The organism is Sutterella sp. KLE1602, assembly GCF_001578585.1.
Taxonomy (GTDB): Bacteria; Pseudomonadota; Gammaproteobacteria; order Burkholderiales; family Burkholderiaceae_F; genus Sutterella; species Sutterella wadsworthensis_A.
Genome location: NZ_KQ968491.1, coordinates 1 through 13,937, shown reverse-complemented (window position 1 = coordinate 13,937; position 13,937 = coordinate 1). Strand labels below are relative to the sequence as shown.

The window sequence follows — 13,937 nt, the reverse complement described above, 5'->3', positions numbered from 1 at the left end:
TTTACACTCCTTGCTTAACAATGGGGATGTAACGCAGGCTGGGCTCCGTGCCGAGTTCCGGGCGGATGCGCACGGAATCCTTGACGGCGAGCAGCTTGTTGATGTACGAGTTCGGATCGTTGAGGTCACCGAACACGAGGGCGTCGTACTTGCAGGCTTCCACGCATGCAGGCTGCTGACCCTTTTCGAGTCGCGTGTGCAGGCAGAAGTCGCAGTTGTCGGCGACCTTCGTCTCCTCATTGATGAAACGCGCGTTGTACGGGCAGGCGACGATGCAGTACTTGCAGCCGACGCACTTGTCGGCGTACATCGTCACGATGCCGGTCTTCGGGTCGCGATGGGCGGCGCCCGTCGGGCAGACCGTGACGCACGGGGCGTCAGAGCACTGCTGGCAGGACACGCGCACGTAGCGGCGGTCGGCGGCATAGCCGCGCTTGCCTTCGATTTTGTCGTCCTGCAACTCGAGCAACAGACGAGTCACTCCCTTGGGAAGCTTGTTCGTTTCGTTGCAGGCGATTCTGCAGTCGCGGCAGCCAACGCACTTGTTCTGGTCGAAGACCATACCATAGTGAGGCGTACCGGGCTGACGGACCTGGCTGGAGCCGCATCCGCCGAGGGACACGAGGACCAGGGAGCCAGCACCGGCGCCAGCGAGAAATTTTCTCCTGTCGATCTTTTCGCTCACGATGTTCTCCAATGACAGACCTCCCGGGGTTAGGAGAATCTGTCGGTTAAATTGCTTACCGAGTCATCCTGGCTTCGGCTTTGGCAATCGCAGTCTTGAGGGCGCGCTCCTTGTCGGGAGCCGCTCCCGCATCCAGAAGCATCCGCCAATGGCCAACCGCTTCGGCGTATCTGCCGTTGAGGAAGGCGTCCTGACCGAGGAGCATCCTGGTGCGGACCTCAAGGGGGTTCATGTCGAACACCCGCCCGACGGCGGCCTGCGTCTCGGGGGCGAACTGCCTGCCGTCGCGATAGTACTGGGCGAAGACCTTGATGCCCAGCAGCTCGGGAGTTTCTCCCGCGATGCTGATGCTGCGGTCAATCGCCGAGACTGCATCCTCGTACCGGCCCACTTCGAGCGAGACCAGTGCGAGCTGCTGCTGAGCGTATGCGCTGTCGGGGGTCATTTGGACCAGACGGCGCGCATCCGTCAGCTTCGCGGCGAGCAGATAGTCGACGTCGTGGTCGACCTCTGCCTTGTCCCAGTCGCTCCAGCGTCCAAGCGTTGCATAGACGCCGAGGCTTGAGACGAGCAGCACGCCTGCGAAACCGGCGAGGAACACGCTCTTGCCTGCGGCGGCCGGACCACGGGTCCGCATCCGGTAGCCTGCAAGAACCGCACCTGCGAGGAGGGCGGCGCCTGCGAAGAGGGCTGCGAGCATGTTCATCACGCGTTCTCCATGCGATTGCGAAGAATCATCCTCACTTGTGGGGATTCATCTTCTCCATCATTTCCTTGGACATGCCGCCGGACATGCCGGGCATGCCGAAGCTCTGCTGATGAGCACCAACCTTTTCGACCTTGACGAGCTGGAGGTCGAAGACGAGGGCGGATTCGGGAGGAATCTGACCTGCGCCGTCATGACCGTAGGCAAGCTCGGCCGGAACCGTGAAGCGGTAGCGGGAGCCCGGGGTCATGAGGGCGACGCCTTCGGCGAGGCCCGGAATCACGGACATCATCACAAAGCGGGCCGGTTCCTTCGTCTGCCAGGTGTTTTCAAACTCCTTGCCGTCGATGAAGGATCCGACGTAATTGACGGTAACCACATCCTCCACGCGGGGCTTGTCGCCCTTGCCTTCGGTCAGGACTTCGTACTGCAGGCCGGACTTGGTCGTGACAACGCCCTTCTTCTTGGCGTTTTCAGCGAGGTAAGCCTTGGACTTCTCGGAATTGGCCTTGGCGACCTTTTCCAGGTGAGCCTCTTCGAGCTTGTTGAGCTGTTCGGCGCGCACGTTGAGGATCTTCAGCATGTCGTCGTCGGAAAGCTCGGTCTTGCCCTTGAGAGCATCGTTGAAGCCCTGGACGACCGCAGCCATGTCGACTTCGGCGCCCAGTTCGGTCTGGCGATAGACCTGCCCGGCAATGACGTTGCCGAGCGTAGCACCCATACTGTAAGACTCCTTCTGGATCTGCGTCTGCGGAGCCTGTGCAAATGCCACGGAGCTCACGGTCAGCGCAAGCGAGGCAGAGAGAATGACTTTTTTCAGGGTAAACATAATTTTCTCAATTGAATGTCTGTGTGAATTACCGTCCCGCCCTGAGGCGAGGCACGCATCTTACGGAAGCTCGATCGGCCGGTTTGAACGACGCCAGCCGACGATGCCCTCGGGCATCTGACGAACATCCGTATAACCAAGCTTCATGACTTCGCGCGCTGCCATCTCGCTGCTCGTGCAGAGCGGGTTGACGCAATAGAACACGAGCGTGGTGCTCTTGTCCTCGGGGAGCAGCTTCTTCCAATCCTTCACGTTGAAGAAGATCGCGCCGGGGATGTAACCCTGGGCCCAGATCTCCAACTCGTTGGCATCGTAGAACTGCACGCCTTCCTCGAAAAGCATTTCAGCTTCCCGAAGCGAAATCTGATTGAGAACTTCGTCATAGACGGGGGCCGGCTCGATCGGACCGTCGGCACCGGCCATGGCGGCCGATGCGCTGATGGCCATGATCAAACCCATGACCGACCGTTTCAGATGCGCTTTCATAATTCCTTCTTGGTCTTTCCCCCGGACCTCATGAGAGGCCCGGGGATTTAAGGCTGGAAGCAAACGTGACTTCCAAACTTACTTGGCGGCAGCCTGGTCGATGATCGACTGGGCCTTGTCAAGGTAAGCCTGAGCGGTTTCAGCACGCTGCTTCAGGTACTTCGGAGCGTGGACACCCCAGGAGCCGTCCTTCTCGATTTCCTTCGTGATGTCCTTCGACTTGTCGAGGAGCATCAGGACTTCGGTCTTGGCGGTGGCGTCGAGCTTCGTGACTTCAAGAAGCTTCACGATGCGTTCCTGAGCGCCGACGGCAGCCTTGTAGCCGTCCTTGACCGGGGTCTGCCATTCCATGACGTCGTCATAGGCCTGCTTCTGATCGGAGTACTGGAGACCCTTTTCAAGTTCAGACATGAAGACGGAGTGGCAGCCCTTGTTTTCCGTAACGGCAACTTCAGCGTTGGCCGTACGGGCGCAGGACCACATAAGGTCGAGGTAGCCGTGGCCTTCCTCGTCCTTGGCAATGCGCCAGCCCTTGGAGTTGGAGGCGCGGGACTGACCTTCGGCCGGGTTCATCATCTTGGCGGTCGGGTCGACCTTGATGTTGAACACGTGCGAACGGCGGACGGCGTCGAAGCCGGCCATGTCCGGACGCTGGATGGCCGTGAAGTTTTCACAGGACATCGTGAACGGCATATGGCAGTCGATGCAGTCCATCTTCTTGTGGGTGTCGGTCTGGGCGACGACATCAGCCTGTTCCTTATGGCAGTCCTGGCAGGTCTGCTTGATGGCCGGCTTGGTGTAGTAGTCCTTCCAGTCGTTGCTGGTGACTTCATGCGGGTCGTGGCAGGTAACGCAGCGCATGCCCTTTTCATAATGCTTGGACATCATGAGCTGGGAGCCTTCCGTACCGCAGGACGGGCAGGAGGACTTCGTCTTGACGTTGAAGCCGTTTTCGATCTTGCCCTGACCGGCTTCCGTGTTCACGTCTTCCGGGATGAAGTTGGAGCGCTGGTGGCAGCGTTCGCAGTTCGTCTGGAAGCCGTTGGACTCGGCACCAACAAGGTGGCCGCCGGCGCCGTGGCATTCTTCACAAGCAATACCCTTGGAGATGGTGTGCTTCTGGAGTTCCTTCGGGTTGCCGAGAGCGGCGAAGAATTCCTTCTTGTCCTTAAAGTCGAACTTGAAGGCGTGGCAGACTTCGCAGTAGGAGGAAGCCGGCTGGAAGAGGAATTCCTTTTCGTACTTGGAACCGTAGGAGGTCATGCCCCACTGGTGGGAGCCGGACGCACCGAAGTCTTCCATCTTGGTCGGGAAGTCGGGGATCACCTTGGCGATTTCAGCGCAGCGTTCCGGGGAGAGCCAGGAAGCCCAGCCGCGGGAGAACTGGTTGCCGCCGGCGACGAGCGTACCCGTACCGTCGCGGAGGAGACCGTCACGGATGTGGTAGGAACCGCGGACGAGCCAGCCGTCGACGTAGCCGTACTTCGTGCGCGGCGTACCGATCGTGGCGTAGATGACATCCGGCGTGATGCCGTCGGGAAGGATCGAAGCGTCGGAGCCGTACAGCTTCTTCTTCAGGTCGTTGTCGACTTCCGGATGTTCGCCCGGGAAGCGGACCGTCTGAGCATGACGGGAGCGCTTCCACTTCTGGTACTGGACCGCGTGGCATTCGCCGCAACGTTCCGGACCCACGAACTTGTTCGGGTAGTCGAGAATGGACTTGGCAGCGAGACGGTACTGGGAAGCGGACGGCTTGGCGCCGGCGGCCTTCGTGTACTTCTGGGCATTGCCTTCACCGAGGAATTCGGAACCGCGCGTGGACACCTTGTAGACGCCCTTGATGCGGCCTTCGGCTGCGTACTTGAAAACGGGGTGGTTTTCGAAGAGGAAGTCGAAGAGTTCCTTTTCCTGGACGATGTAGTCCTGCAGCGTCTTGACGCCCTTCGTGGCTTCGTCGCCGTCCGGGTTCGCGTAAATCGGCTGCGTGAGCGCGTTCACATTCTTGTTACCGACACCCGGGGCGTCCGCAGCAACAGCCTGAGCGGCCAGAGCCATGGCGACCGAGCAAAACAGGACGGAAGCCGCTGCTTTTCTGGTAGTGGATTGCATAGTTTTATCTCCTAATGTCTGTCTTCTCCGTTCCCCAGATCGGAAAAGGCATCATCGCGTGAAGAAGAGGCCGTCGTCTTCAGCGCGACGAGCAACATCGATTTTTGGTTGTCTTCCCTTTCCGATCTGAGAATCGGGCGGGGATTGTTATCCCTTCCCCGGGAAACGAGGAGAGGCAATGGGGTCAATGCGGTCCCGAAGAACCGCAACGGTATGATGCATCAGTCGATTTGCTTAGGTAATTCTGAAAATGCCCTGTTTCGCATCTCAGTTGACCTAGATCAATCAGGGGCAAGCAAACCCTGACACGGCCACCATAACACCACAAAAACAACTGTCCCACAGGCATTTTGAAAAATCAATGGTACTGGGAAATCCTTTTCCCGTCCCTTTTCACCCCTCTCTGAGGAACTACCTCTTTAGGAGTATTCGACGCCAAATCCCTAAGGTTTGGCGAGGTTCCGTTTCACTTATCGGAACGCATGGTTTCGCAAAACGGCGTCTCTACTCGCTAGCCCCTAGTTTTCACTTAGCCATTTACATTTGCTTAAACCCATCGTTCGATCTTTCCGAACATAGCGAAAGGGGGATATGTCGACCTGCAAAAACCGCCGTTTCGATTGCGATCCTCTATGACTAAGATCTCTCGATTTATTTTTCCAATCGCACAAAACGGCTTATCTTAAGGTCCGAACGTCGTGTTCGGATTCATTGAAACAGCGCCCGCGCACCTTCTCTTCGCCTGAAAGAGTGCCGTTTTTTTCGATTCGGCACGAATTTTCCCGCACTCGGGCGAAGGCTCGAGCCGCTTTGCCGGGGCGCGAATCTTAAGGTTGTAAAACGCTCCCTGAAGCCCTCCTGAACAGTTGTTCATGGTGATGCATGAAGGCGGCCTGCATTCATCAGCATGGCCCTCGATCCGGTCCGACGAAGGCGGGCATCCCGGTTTCGTTCAGTTTTGCAGAACCGCCGGACACATGCGGAAATGGTTTTTCACGGGCACAAAAAAAGGACGGAGACCGCGGAGGTGTCCGTCCTTTTCATTCAGAAGACAGGCCTGAGGCTCAGACCCTCTTCATGCTGCAGGGGCCTGCCTCAGGCGGCGAGGGAGCCCTTTTCGCCCTTGCGGCCGACCATGGCGAGCGCAGCGAGCAGAGCGAGCTGCGGGCCGAGGTGCATGTCGGTCGAGTCGAAGTATTCCTTGAGGCTGTGTTCGAGGAAGGTCTCGCCGCCCGTGCCAACGCAGATGGCCGGGATGTTGAGGGACATCGGCTGGTTGGCGTCGGTGGAGCTGCACTTGACGTGGCGGGCTTCGATGCCGAGGGCGTCAAGGGCGCCGAGGGCGGCCTGGACCGCCGGGCAGTCGGCGGGACGCATGCCGGCGGGACGATTGCCGATCTGGGTCTTCACGAGCTTGAGCTGGTGGGCTTCGTCGGCCTTGGGCCAGTGGGCGTTTTCAATGCGGACAGCCTCTTCGAAGGCGGCGAGCACCTTGGCTTCGAGCGCTTCGAGGGTCGGCAGGTCGACGCTGCGCATGTCGACGTCGACTTCGCAGCGCGCGGCGATCGTATTGACGGTCGTGCCGCCCTTGATCGTGCCGATCGTGTAGGTGGTCTTAGGATCCTCAGGCAGGTCAAGGTCGGCAATCATCGCGCCGGCGCGGCACATCGCGTGGATGGCGGAGGGCACGTGGCCGTAGTCGAGGTAGGAGTGGCCGCCTTCGCCCTCGATGGCAAGACGCCAGCGATGAGCGCCCGTGGCGCCGTTCTGAACCGTGAAGACGTCGGCCATGTCGAGGGCCATGAAGCCGTCGATCTTACGGGAGCCGTCGAAGAGGGCCTTGGCGCCGCGGATGTCGCCGTTGCCTTCCTCGCCGACCGTGCCGACGAAGAGGATGTCACCGTCCGTCTCGATGCCGGCCTTTTCAAGGGCGCGGAGCACCTGAAGCATGGAACGGAGGCCGGAGGCGTTGTCGCCGATGCCGGGACCGTAGTAGAGATGACCTTCCTTGCGGACCTTGAGGTTCGTACCGGCCGGGAAGACCGTGTCAAGGTGGGCGGCGATGGCGAGCACGGGGCCCGAGCCCGTGCCCGGACGACGGCCGACGACGTTGCCGCTAGGATCGATCACGACGTCGGTCAGACCGTATTCCTTCAGAAGACGGGCGATTTCCTCGCCGCGGACGCCTTCGGCAAACGTGGGGGATTCAATCTCGGAAATGTGAATCTGCTCCTCCATCGCGCGGTCCGCTTCATCCACACAGACCTGCAGGGCGGTCTTCACGCGGTCGTCGCCGCACAGGTCGGCAAGGCGGGCCTTCATTGCTTCGGAAAGCGTCGGTTTCATGTCTGTCTCCTTATGGTTTCAAGTCGGGTTGCGCCCTGCGGGACAATCGTTGGTGGATATCCGCAGGGCGGCAATCCGGAAATTTTACCCATCCGTACCGAAATTTCGCCATCCTCCCAAACCCTATGGCCAAGCGGGTTTTACCCGACAGCCAGCGCCTCCCGCCAGGTCATCTCAAGATCAGCGAGCCGCAGGCGCGCGTTCGCGGGACTCGTCGAGGGAAGCGCGAGAACGCGAAGGTCGGGCCGCTCCAAGAGCGCCTCCCGCTGCGCATGCCGCCTCCAGACCACCGCACTCTTTGAGCCGTTGAGAACCACCGTCCCGATCGTCGGATGCGACTTCAGAAGACCCGCCACGTCGTTGGGCGTCATGTTCCGGATGCTGCTGTCGAGGCTTCCCGCCCGCTCGCACGAGCCGATCGTGTCCCAGAGCGCAACGCCCGACCGCCTGAGTCCTTCGAGCCTCTCCTCATAGTCGGGAGACGAGAGACGAGCCGTCTCCTCCGGAAACAGCAGCGCCATCAGCGGCCAGAAGCGGTTGGCGGGATGCGCGTAGTACTGTGCTGCGGCGAGCGACGCCGCTCCCGGCATGCTACCGAGAATCAGGATGAGGGGCGCCTCGCCCACGACGGGCGCGAGTCCCGTGAGCACGACGGCGCCCTCCTCGTCCGCTCCCGTCGTCTTTTCGTTTTTCCTTTCTCTCATGGACCTTCCCCCCGACAAAAATGTTCTCCGACACAGGCATCGATCCTTATATATAAATGTCGCCCCGTGCCGGATTTGACTTTGGACAGCTTCCCTAGGACAACCTCTCTAGTCCGAAAGGAGTGCTTGCAATTTTTTCTGCGGCATGCTCGCTTTTCTTGCCTTTCGATGTGCTATTATCGCCGCGCCTGCTTCTCCGACGCCCGCTCCACAAACCGATCGGCCGGCCTCGGGAAGACGCACACACGCATTTCAAAACCACTACAAACCGAGGTTTTTACATCATGATGAAGAAGCTTATCGTCGTCGCCGCTGCCGCTCTCGTCGCCGCCGGCGCCCAGGCCGCCTCCTACAAGGACGGTTCCTACACGGGCGAAGGCAAGGGCCGCGAATCCCAGATCCAGGTCCAGGTCGACGTCGCCGGCGGCAAGATCGCCGCTGTCAAGGTTCTCAAGCACGGCGAGACCGACATGATCATCGCTGCTCCGATCGAAACGATGATTCCGGAAATCGTCGCCAAGAACGGTGTTGAAGGCGTTGAAAGCGTCGGCGGCGCCACGATGTCCTCCGACGGCATCAAGGCCGCCGTTCAGGACGCCCTCGCCAAGGCCAAGTAATCTTCTTCGCCCGAAGCAAGGGTTCTGAAGGAAGGCTCTTCCTTCAATGAAGCCTTACGAGAGGGAGGTTCGCACTGCGGACCTCCCTCTTTTTTTATTTTGCAAACGCCTTCTCCACACGCGAATCGCACGTCCGTGCCCTTCGCGCATCTTTTTTGACGCCTCCCTGACTATCCGCAGGACCACTAAGGCGTTTGTCGGATCTCTCCGGCCCGATTCCGCGTGACAATGGACCTTACGCCGCTTGAAAAAGACGGCATCGAACCCGCACAACCCCTGCAGAAAAAAGAAAAGGATTTCATCATGCAGCCGAACTACTCCGTCAGCCTCCCGCACTATTCCGTCGGTCCCGAAGCCTACAGCCTTGTTGGCGACATCATTCGACCCTACGGCACCCGCGTTGCGGTCGTCGGCGGCGAAACGGCCATGACGAAGGCCAATCCCTCCCTTCTGCCCGCGCTCGAGGCGGCCGGCCTCACCGTCACGGACGTCCACGTCTACGGTCATGACTCCACGGTCGCCAACGTCGAGGCGATCAAGGCCCGCTCCGGCGTCAGGAATGCCGACGTGATCCTCGCCGTGGGCGGCGGCCGCTGCTGCGACGCCGTCAAGACTGCGGCCGACATGATGGGCAAGCCCGTCATGACCTGCCCGACCGTCGCCTCCAACTGCGCGCCGGTCTCCGCCATCGCCGTGCTCTACAAGGAGGACGGCTCTCTGCACGGCTACCACTTCGGCAAGGCCTGCCCCGCCCACTGCTTCATCAACACGTCCGTCATCATGGACAGCCCCGAGCCCCTCTTCTGGGCGGGCCTCGGCGACGCGCTCTCCAAGCAGATCGAAGTGCTCTACTGCACGCGCGGCAAGCACCTCTTCCACACACCGCTCCTCGGCGCCCAGCTCGCATGCGCCTGCCAAGAGCCGCTCCTGCAGTTCGGCCGTCAGGCCCTCGACGACTTCCGCGCCAAGACCATGTCCGACGCCTTCACCGAATGCGTGCTCGACATCATCGTCTCGACGGGCGTCGTCTCCAACCTCGTGACGCACACCGAGTACTACTACAACTCGTCCCTCGCCCACTGCTTCTACAACGCCTCGATGGTCCTTCCGTCCGCCCACGCGCATCTGCACGGCGAAGTCGTCTCCTTCGGCAACCTGGTGCTCCTCGCCTATGACGGCCAGGACGAACTCCTCGAACGCTTCCTCGACTTCAACACCAGCATCGGCCTGCCCGTCACGCTCGCCCAGGTCGGCATCACCACCGACGAGCAGCTCATGAAGCTTGTCAGCGCCGCCGAACACATCAAGGAATGGTCCACGGGTCCCGAACCCGCCGTGCGCGAACAGTTCGTCGCCGCCATCCGCAAGGTCGACACCCTCGGCGCCGCACGCCTTGCCGCCGCGGCCTAATTGCCCTGAAATTCAGACCTGAAAGGGACGGCGTCCTGCCCGGACGCCGTCCCTTTTTTCGCGCCGTCAACAAACGCTTGCAAAGCCGCCGCTCTCCCGAAGGACGTCCTGCGCTACAGTTGTCGCTCGTCCAACCCGACCGGAATGCCGCCATGCTCAGCCTCATCGTCGAGCGCGCCCTTCGAGGAGAAGCCTCTCCGCGCGCCGACCTCGACTTTCTTGAAGACAGCCCCGCCCTCGACGAACTCGTCGAGGCCGCGCACCTCGTGACGACGAAGTGCGCCTCCCGCGTCTTCAACTTCTGCACGATCGTCAACGCCAAGTCGGGCAGATGCGCCGAAGACTGCCGCTGGTGTTCGCAATCCTCAAAATGGACCACGAATGCCCCCGTCTTTCCCATCGTGCCCGCAACACGAGGCGAATCCGCCGCCGCGCGGGCCCTCGAACACGGCATCCGCAGGCTCTCCTTCGTGACCTCCGGCAGAAAACTCTCCGCACGGGAGCTGCGTGAAATCCGCCCCGTCGTCGAAGCCGCCGCCTCCACGGGACTTGAAGTCTGCGCCTCAATGGGCCTTCTCACCGAACCCGAACTCACAGGCCTGCGGGAGGCGGGACTCGTGCGCTACCACTGCAACCTCGAGACGGGCCCCGACTTTTTCCCCAAGGTCTGCACCACGCACACCCAGACCGACAAGATCCGCACGCTTGAGGCCGCCCGCCGCGCCGGACTCGAACTCTGCTCGGGCGGACTCTTCGGCATGGGCGAGACCATGGCGGACCGCATCGACCTCGCCTGCGGGCTGCGCCGCCTCGAGATCCCCTCGATTCCGCTCAACTTCCTCATCCCGATTCCCGGCACGCCGCTTGCGGACCGTCCTCCCATGACGCACGATGAAGTCGTCCGAACCGTCGCCGTCTTCCGTCTCGTCAATCCGTCCGCATGCCTCAGGTTCGCGGGCGGCAGGCAGAACCTCGCGCCCGAAACCGCCCGCGCCGCACTGCGCGCAGGCATCAACGGCGCCATCACTGGCGACCTGCTCACAACACCGGGCAGCTCCGTCGAGGAGGAGCGCCGCCTCGTCCTCGAGGCAGGCTACAGCCTCTAGCTTCCGAAACCCGGTTCCCAAAAGAAGCTCTCCATAAGGAAAGGGCGCGGCCTTCGCCGCGCCCTTTCCCGAATCCATCCCACAAAAAACACAAAAGGCGCCTCTCTCTCCTGACGCCTTTCGGTTGCCGCCCGCCACATTCATGCGGGCCACGGGGCTTCCGCCCCATCTGCTCTTCTTTATTTAAGAAGCATGTCGGTGCCGACTTCGCACACGCCGCCGATGCACCAGCCCATTCCGTTGAGCACGAGGGCAAGCAGAATGAGGAAGATGATGAAGAGGAATATCTGGGCCCAGCCGTTCTTCTTCCTGTCATTGTTCGCACGCATTGAGAACCTCCGTTTTCACAGTCTTTCCCTTGGGTTCGTTTTCATGTTATCGCTCTGTCAAGCATTCGAATATTGGGAATCCTACCCATTGCGGCACAGGCGTCCGCAAGAAAACCCGATAATTATTATCATTGCGCAATAGAAAACAAATCAACAAGCGTTCAGCATTTCCGCCTCGTCCCCACACTGCGGACCTTCCGCCCGTTCCACTGAACAAGCGTTCACAAAATCTCCCTGCGAATCCGTATCAGACGCCCCGCAGCACGAAATCCGGAGAACAGTCATAGGCGCGCCGACCGTCATGCATTCGTCATTCGTCCGCCGTCGTTTCGTCATGAAGCCTCTCGATAATGCCTCTCATCCTTGACTGAACAAACGACCGTTGAAGATCATGAAAAGACAAGTCAATGCCTGCCGGCTGCTCACGCCCGGCCCCGTCTCCATTGAAGCATCCGTCCTCGAGGCCATGACCTGCTGTCCGTCTCCCGCTGATGCCGCATTCATCTCGATGATGGAGGACGTGCGCAGTCGTCTCCTGCGTGTCGCGGGCATGCGTCCCGCCGAATACGCCGCTGTCCTGATGGCGGGTCCCTGCGCCTTCGCGCTCGAAGCTGCGCTCACGACGCTCATCCCTGAGGAGAGCCGTGTGCTCGTCGTCTGCAACGGCGCCCACGCTGAAGCCGCCTGCCGCATGCTCGCGCGTGCGGACATTGCGTTCGAGAAGCTCGAGACGGGATTCGAACAGGCTGCGGGCGCGGCCGAGATCGCCATGCTTCTCGACGAACGTCCCGACATCACGCACGTCGCCGTCGTCCACGTCGACGCCGTCTCGGGACTCAGGAACGACCTCGGGGAAATCGGCCGTGCCGTCCGGGCGGAGGGCAGGACGTTCATCGTCGACGCAGGCGTCTCCTTCGGCGCCACAAGCATCGACGCGGAAGCGCTCGGCATCGACGTGCTCCTCTCGGTCGCGGACTGTGGCCTCAAAGGCGTATCCGGCCTCTCCTTCGTGCTGGCCCGCCGCAACATTCTCGAGTCGTCCGAAGGACGGGCGCGCAGCGTCTCGCTCGACCTCTTCGAAGGCCTGCGCAGGCAGGAAGCCGGCATCGAAAACTCCCTGCCGCCTCAGGCCGTCTCCGCCCTGCATGCCGCGCTGGACGCTCTCGACAAGGAGGGCGGCTCCGCCGTGCGCGAGACGTCCTGTCGCGCGGCTGCCGAAAAGCTCGCCGCCGGCATGATCAGACTCGGCTTCGAGCCCTGTCTCGAGGAGGATGCGCGCAGCCCGCACGTACTCTCCTTCCTTCATCCTTCCGACACGTTCTCGTTCGAGCATCTGCAGTGCGTGCTCAGGGCCGCAGGCTGGCTCATTGCGTCCGCCGCCATTGAAAACCGGTCCGTCGTCAGCCTCTCGACGCTCTCGGGCATCGACGACACGGAAGCCGACCGCCTGCTCGCCGTTTTCCACGAATACCTTGAGTCGCTCTGCGACTGCAGCACGAAATAATAGGTGCGTCAGGCCTTCATCTCTTGAAAAAGACGTGACAAGGGGCGGGGCCGCCGGGAACCGCCCCTTTCGCATCTCAATCGATTCATCCAGCGCCGCCTACTTGGAATGGCGCCAGCGGAATTCCTCCATCATGAAGGCTTCGAGCGCTCCGCGCCAGGCCTTTCTCAATCCACAGGCGGGCGAATCAGCCAGAAGCTCGGCGGGCGTTGCGCGACGAATGCGGCTCTCGAAAATCCTAAGCGTGACGCCCGCACGTTCGCACGCCGCCTTCACCTCGTCTGCAAAGCCTTCCTTCGCCAGATCCCTGATGCACCAGCAGAGCGTGACGGGACCGTGCGGCGTCTTCGCCGCAGCCTCGAGCCAGGCCATGAAGGGCGCGATGCCGCCCGCCACCCAGGTCTGCGGCCTGTCGTCAAGGACGAGACGGAAGGCGCCCCACGGGCCCTCGAGCCTGACGGTCATCCCCTTCGGAACGTTCGGAACGACCTCGCCCGTATAGTCGCCAAGCCTGAGGGTCAGAAGCATGATCCTTCCCTTGTCGATACCCGCCACCGAGAACGGATGAAGCGGCTCTCCCTCGGTCGCGGCAAAGACGAACTGACCGGGAAGAACACGTCTGGAAAGCGGCGTCTCGACCACCCACTTGGTGGTGGCGCCCTCGCACGCCGTCTCGACGATCGTGCCTTCTTCGCGAAGCTTCGCGCCGGGACCTCTGAAGAGCAGGATCAGGGCGGCGACGCTGCCCGCAACCGTGATGATGAGGTTGAGCCAGTCGAAAGACATCATGAAGTCGGTCGTGTCCATCAGGCGCACGCAGTGCAGCGTGAGACCGAGAAAGACGATCGAGAGCACCTGGTGGAACTTGAGCCAGTGCGTGTAGCGAAGCGTCCGCACGACAGCCAGAAGGCAGAGGACGAGCATCGCCTAGGTAAGCCACTCGACCGAGGTGTTGGCGATGGGCCTGAGCGAATTCCAGAGTCCTTCCCAGAAGCCGGGATCAGCCGCATGCACGACCTTGCCGGGCTTGGGCAGGTTGAAGAGCGCCAGCACGGGCGAAAAGATCGTCTTCCTAAACAACCTCACCACTGAAGTGGGAGGGTTTC

At 61.1% G+C, this 13,937-nt stretch carries 13 protein-coding genes; 4 read left to right on the top strand and 9 right to left on the bottom strand.

What is annotated here, in order from left to right:
* Position 1: 1 nt before the first annotated feature.
* The 7 genes from HMPREF3036_RS01545 to HMPREF3036_RS01515 form a co-directional block, all read right to left on the bottom strand.
* Positions 2–685, bottom strand: a complete 684-nt coding sequence (locus HMPREF3036_RS01545) for a 4Fe-4S dicluster domain-containing protein (RefSeq protein WP_038006761.1) — start codon at positions 683–685, stop codon at positions 2–4.
* Between the two features lie 55 nt (positions 686–740).
* The gene (locus tag HMPREF3036_RS01540) at positions 741–1,391 is read right to left on the bottom strand and encodes a tetratricopeptide repeat protein (RefSeq protein WP_062330993.1); all 651 of its coding nucleotides are present in this window, start codon (positions 1,389–1,391) and stop codon (positions 741–743) included.
* Between the two features lie 34 nt (positions 1,392–1,425).
* Positions 1,426–2,220: an FKBP-type peptidyl-prolyl cis-trans isomerase gene (locus HMPREF3036_RS01535; protein ID WP_005434750.1), complete on the bottom strand. Its 795-nt coding sequence runs from the start codon at positions 2,218–2,220 to the stop codon at positions 1,426–1,428.
* A gap of 60 nt (positions 2,221–2,280) precedes the next feature.
* Positions 2,281–2,679 (bottom strand): rhodanese-like domain-containing protein, encoded by a 399-nt coding sequence (locus HMPREF3036_RS01530; protein ID WP_005434751.1) that lies wholly within the window; start codon positions 2,677–2,679, stop codon positions 2,281–2,283.
* Between the two features lie 105 nt (positions 2,680–2,784).
* Positions 2,785–4,815: a cytochrome c3 family protein gene (locus HMPREF3036_RS01525; RefSeq protein ID WP_062330990.1), complete on the bottom strand. Its 2,031-nt coding sequence runs from the start codon at positions 4,813–4,815 to the stop codon at positions 2,785–2,787.
* 1,095 nt (positions 4,816–5,910) lie between these two features.
* Positions 5,911–7,161, bottom strand: a complete 1,251-nt coding sequence (locus HMPREF3036_RS01520; protein WP_005434755.1) for a M20/M25/M40 family metallo-hydrolase — start codon at positions 7,159–7,161, stop codon at positions 5,911–5,913.
* Positions 7,162–7,301: 140 nt separating this feature from the next.
* Entirely contained in the window at positions 7,302–7,865 is a 564-nt protein-coding gene (locus tag HMPREF3036_RS01515; protein ID WP_062330987.1) for a DNA-deoxyinosine glycosylase, read from the bottom strand.
* Positions 7,866–8,149: 284 nt separating this feature from the next.
* Here HMPREF3036_RS01515 and HMPREF3036_RS01510 point away from each other — a divergent pair, with 284 nt between their 5' ends.
* From HMPREF3036_RS01510 to bioB, 3 genes are all read left to right on the top strand, one after another.
* Positions 8,150–8,482, top strand: a complete 333-nt coding sequence (locus HMPREF3036_RS01510; RefSeq protein WP_005434759.1) for an FMN-binding protein — start codon at positions 8,150–8,152, stop codon at positions 8,480–8,482.
* 303 nt (positions 8,483–8,785) lie between these two features.
* Positions 8,786–9,892 (top strand): iron-containing alcohol dehydrogenase family protein, encoded by a 1,107-nt coding sequence (locus HMPREF3036_RS01505; protein WP_062331031.1) that lies wholly within the window; start codon positions 8,786–8,788, stop codon positions 9,890–9,892.
* A gap of 152 nt (positions 9,893–10,044) precedes the next feature.
* Positions 10,045–10,998, top strand: a complete 954-nt coding sequence (gene bioB, locus HMPREF3036_RS01500) for a biotin synthase BioB (RefSeq protein WP_005434762.1) — start codon at positions 10,045–10,047, stop codon at positions 10,996–10,998.
* Positions 10,999–11,177: 179 nt separating this feature from the next.
* On the opposite strand, the gene HMPREF3036_RS12040 is transcribed toward bioB, so the two are convergent.
* Entirely contained in the window at positions 11,178–11,327 is a 150-nt protein-coding gene (locus HMPREF3036_RS12040) for a hypothetical protein (RefSeq protein WP_005434763.1), read from the bottom strand.
* A gap of 391 nt (positions 11,328–11,718) precedes the next feature.
* Between HMPREF3036_RS12040 and HMPREF3036_RS01495 the strand changes: the two genes are divergently transcribed.
* A complete protein-coding gene (locus HMPREF3036_RS01495) occupies positions 11,719–12,831 on the top strand; it encodes an aminotransferase class V-fold PLP-dependent enzyme (protein WP_156469710.1) in 1,113 nt (370 codons plus the stop codon).
* A gap of 99 nt (positions 12,832–12,930) precedes the next feature.
* Here the strand turns inward: HMPREF3036_RS01495 and HMPREF3036_RS01490 are convergent, their stop codons facing one another.
* Entirely contained in the window at positions 12,931–13,755 is an 825-nt protein-coding gene (locus HMPREF3036_RS01490; protein ID WP_062330982.1) for a ferredoxin reductase domain-containing protein, read from the bottom strand.
* Positions 13,756–13,937: the final 182 nt, after the last annotated feature.

Coding starts and splice junctions, on each gene's coding strand:
- HMPREF3036_RS01540 (WP_062330993.1), bottom strand. CDS start 1,391: ATGAACATGCTCGCAGCCCTCTTCGCAGGCGCCGCCCTCCTCGCAGGT.
- HMPREF3036_RS01535 (WP_005434750.1), bottom strand. CDS start 2,220: ATGTTTACCCTGAAAAAAGTCATTCTCTCTGCCTCGCTTGCGCTGACC.
- HMPREF3036_RS01530 (WP_005434751.1), bottom strand. CDS start 2,679: ATGGGTTTGATCATGGCCATCAGCGCATCGGCCGCCATGGCCGGTGCC.
- HMPREF3036_RS01525 (WP_062330990.1), bottom strand. CDS start 4,815: ATGCAATCCACTACCAGAAAAGCAGCGGCTTCCGTCCTGTTTTGCTCG.
- HMPREF3036_RS01520 (WP_005434755.1), bottom strand. CDS start 7,161: ATGAAACCGACGCTTTCCGAAGCAATGAAGGCCCGCCTTGCCGACCTG.
- HMPREF3036_RS01515 (WP_062330987.1), bottom strand. CDS start 7,865: ATGAGAGAAAGGAAAAACGAAAAGACGACGGGAGCGGACGAGGAGGGC.
- HMPREF3036_RS01510 (WP_005434759.1), top strand. CDS start 8,150: ATGATGAAGAAGCTTATCGTCGTCGCCGCTGCCGCTCTCGTCGCCGCC.
- HMPREF3036_RS01505 (WP_062331031.1), top strand. CDS start 8,786: ATGCAGCCGAACTACTCCGTCAGCCTCCCGCACTATTCCGTCGGTCCC.
- bioB (WP_005434762.1), top strand. CDS start 10,045: ATGCTCAGCCTCATCGTCGAGCGCGCCCTTCGAGGAGAAGCCTCTCCG.
- HMPREF3036_RS12040 (WP_005434763.1), bottom strand. CDS start 11,327: ATGCGTGCGAACAATGACAGGAAGAAGAACGGCTGGGCCCAGATATTC.
- HMPREF3036_RS01495 (WP_156469710.1), top strand. CDS start 11,719: ATGAAAAGACAAGTCAATGCCTGCCGGCTGCTCACGCCCGGCCCCGTC.
- HMPREF3036_RS01490 (WP_062330982.1), bottom strand. CDS start 13,755: ATGCTCGTCCTCTGCCTTCTGGCTGTCGTGCGGACGCTTCGCTACACG.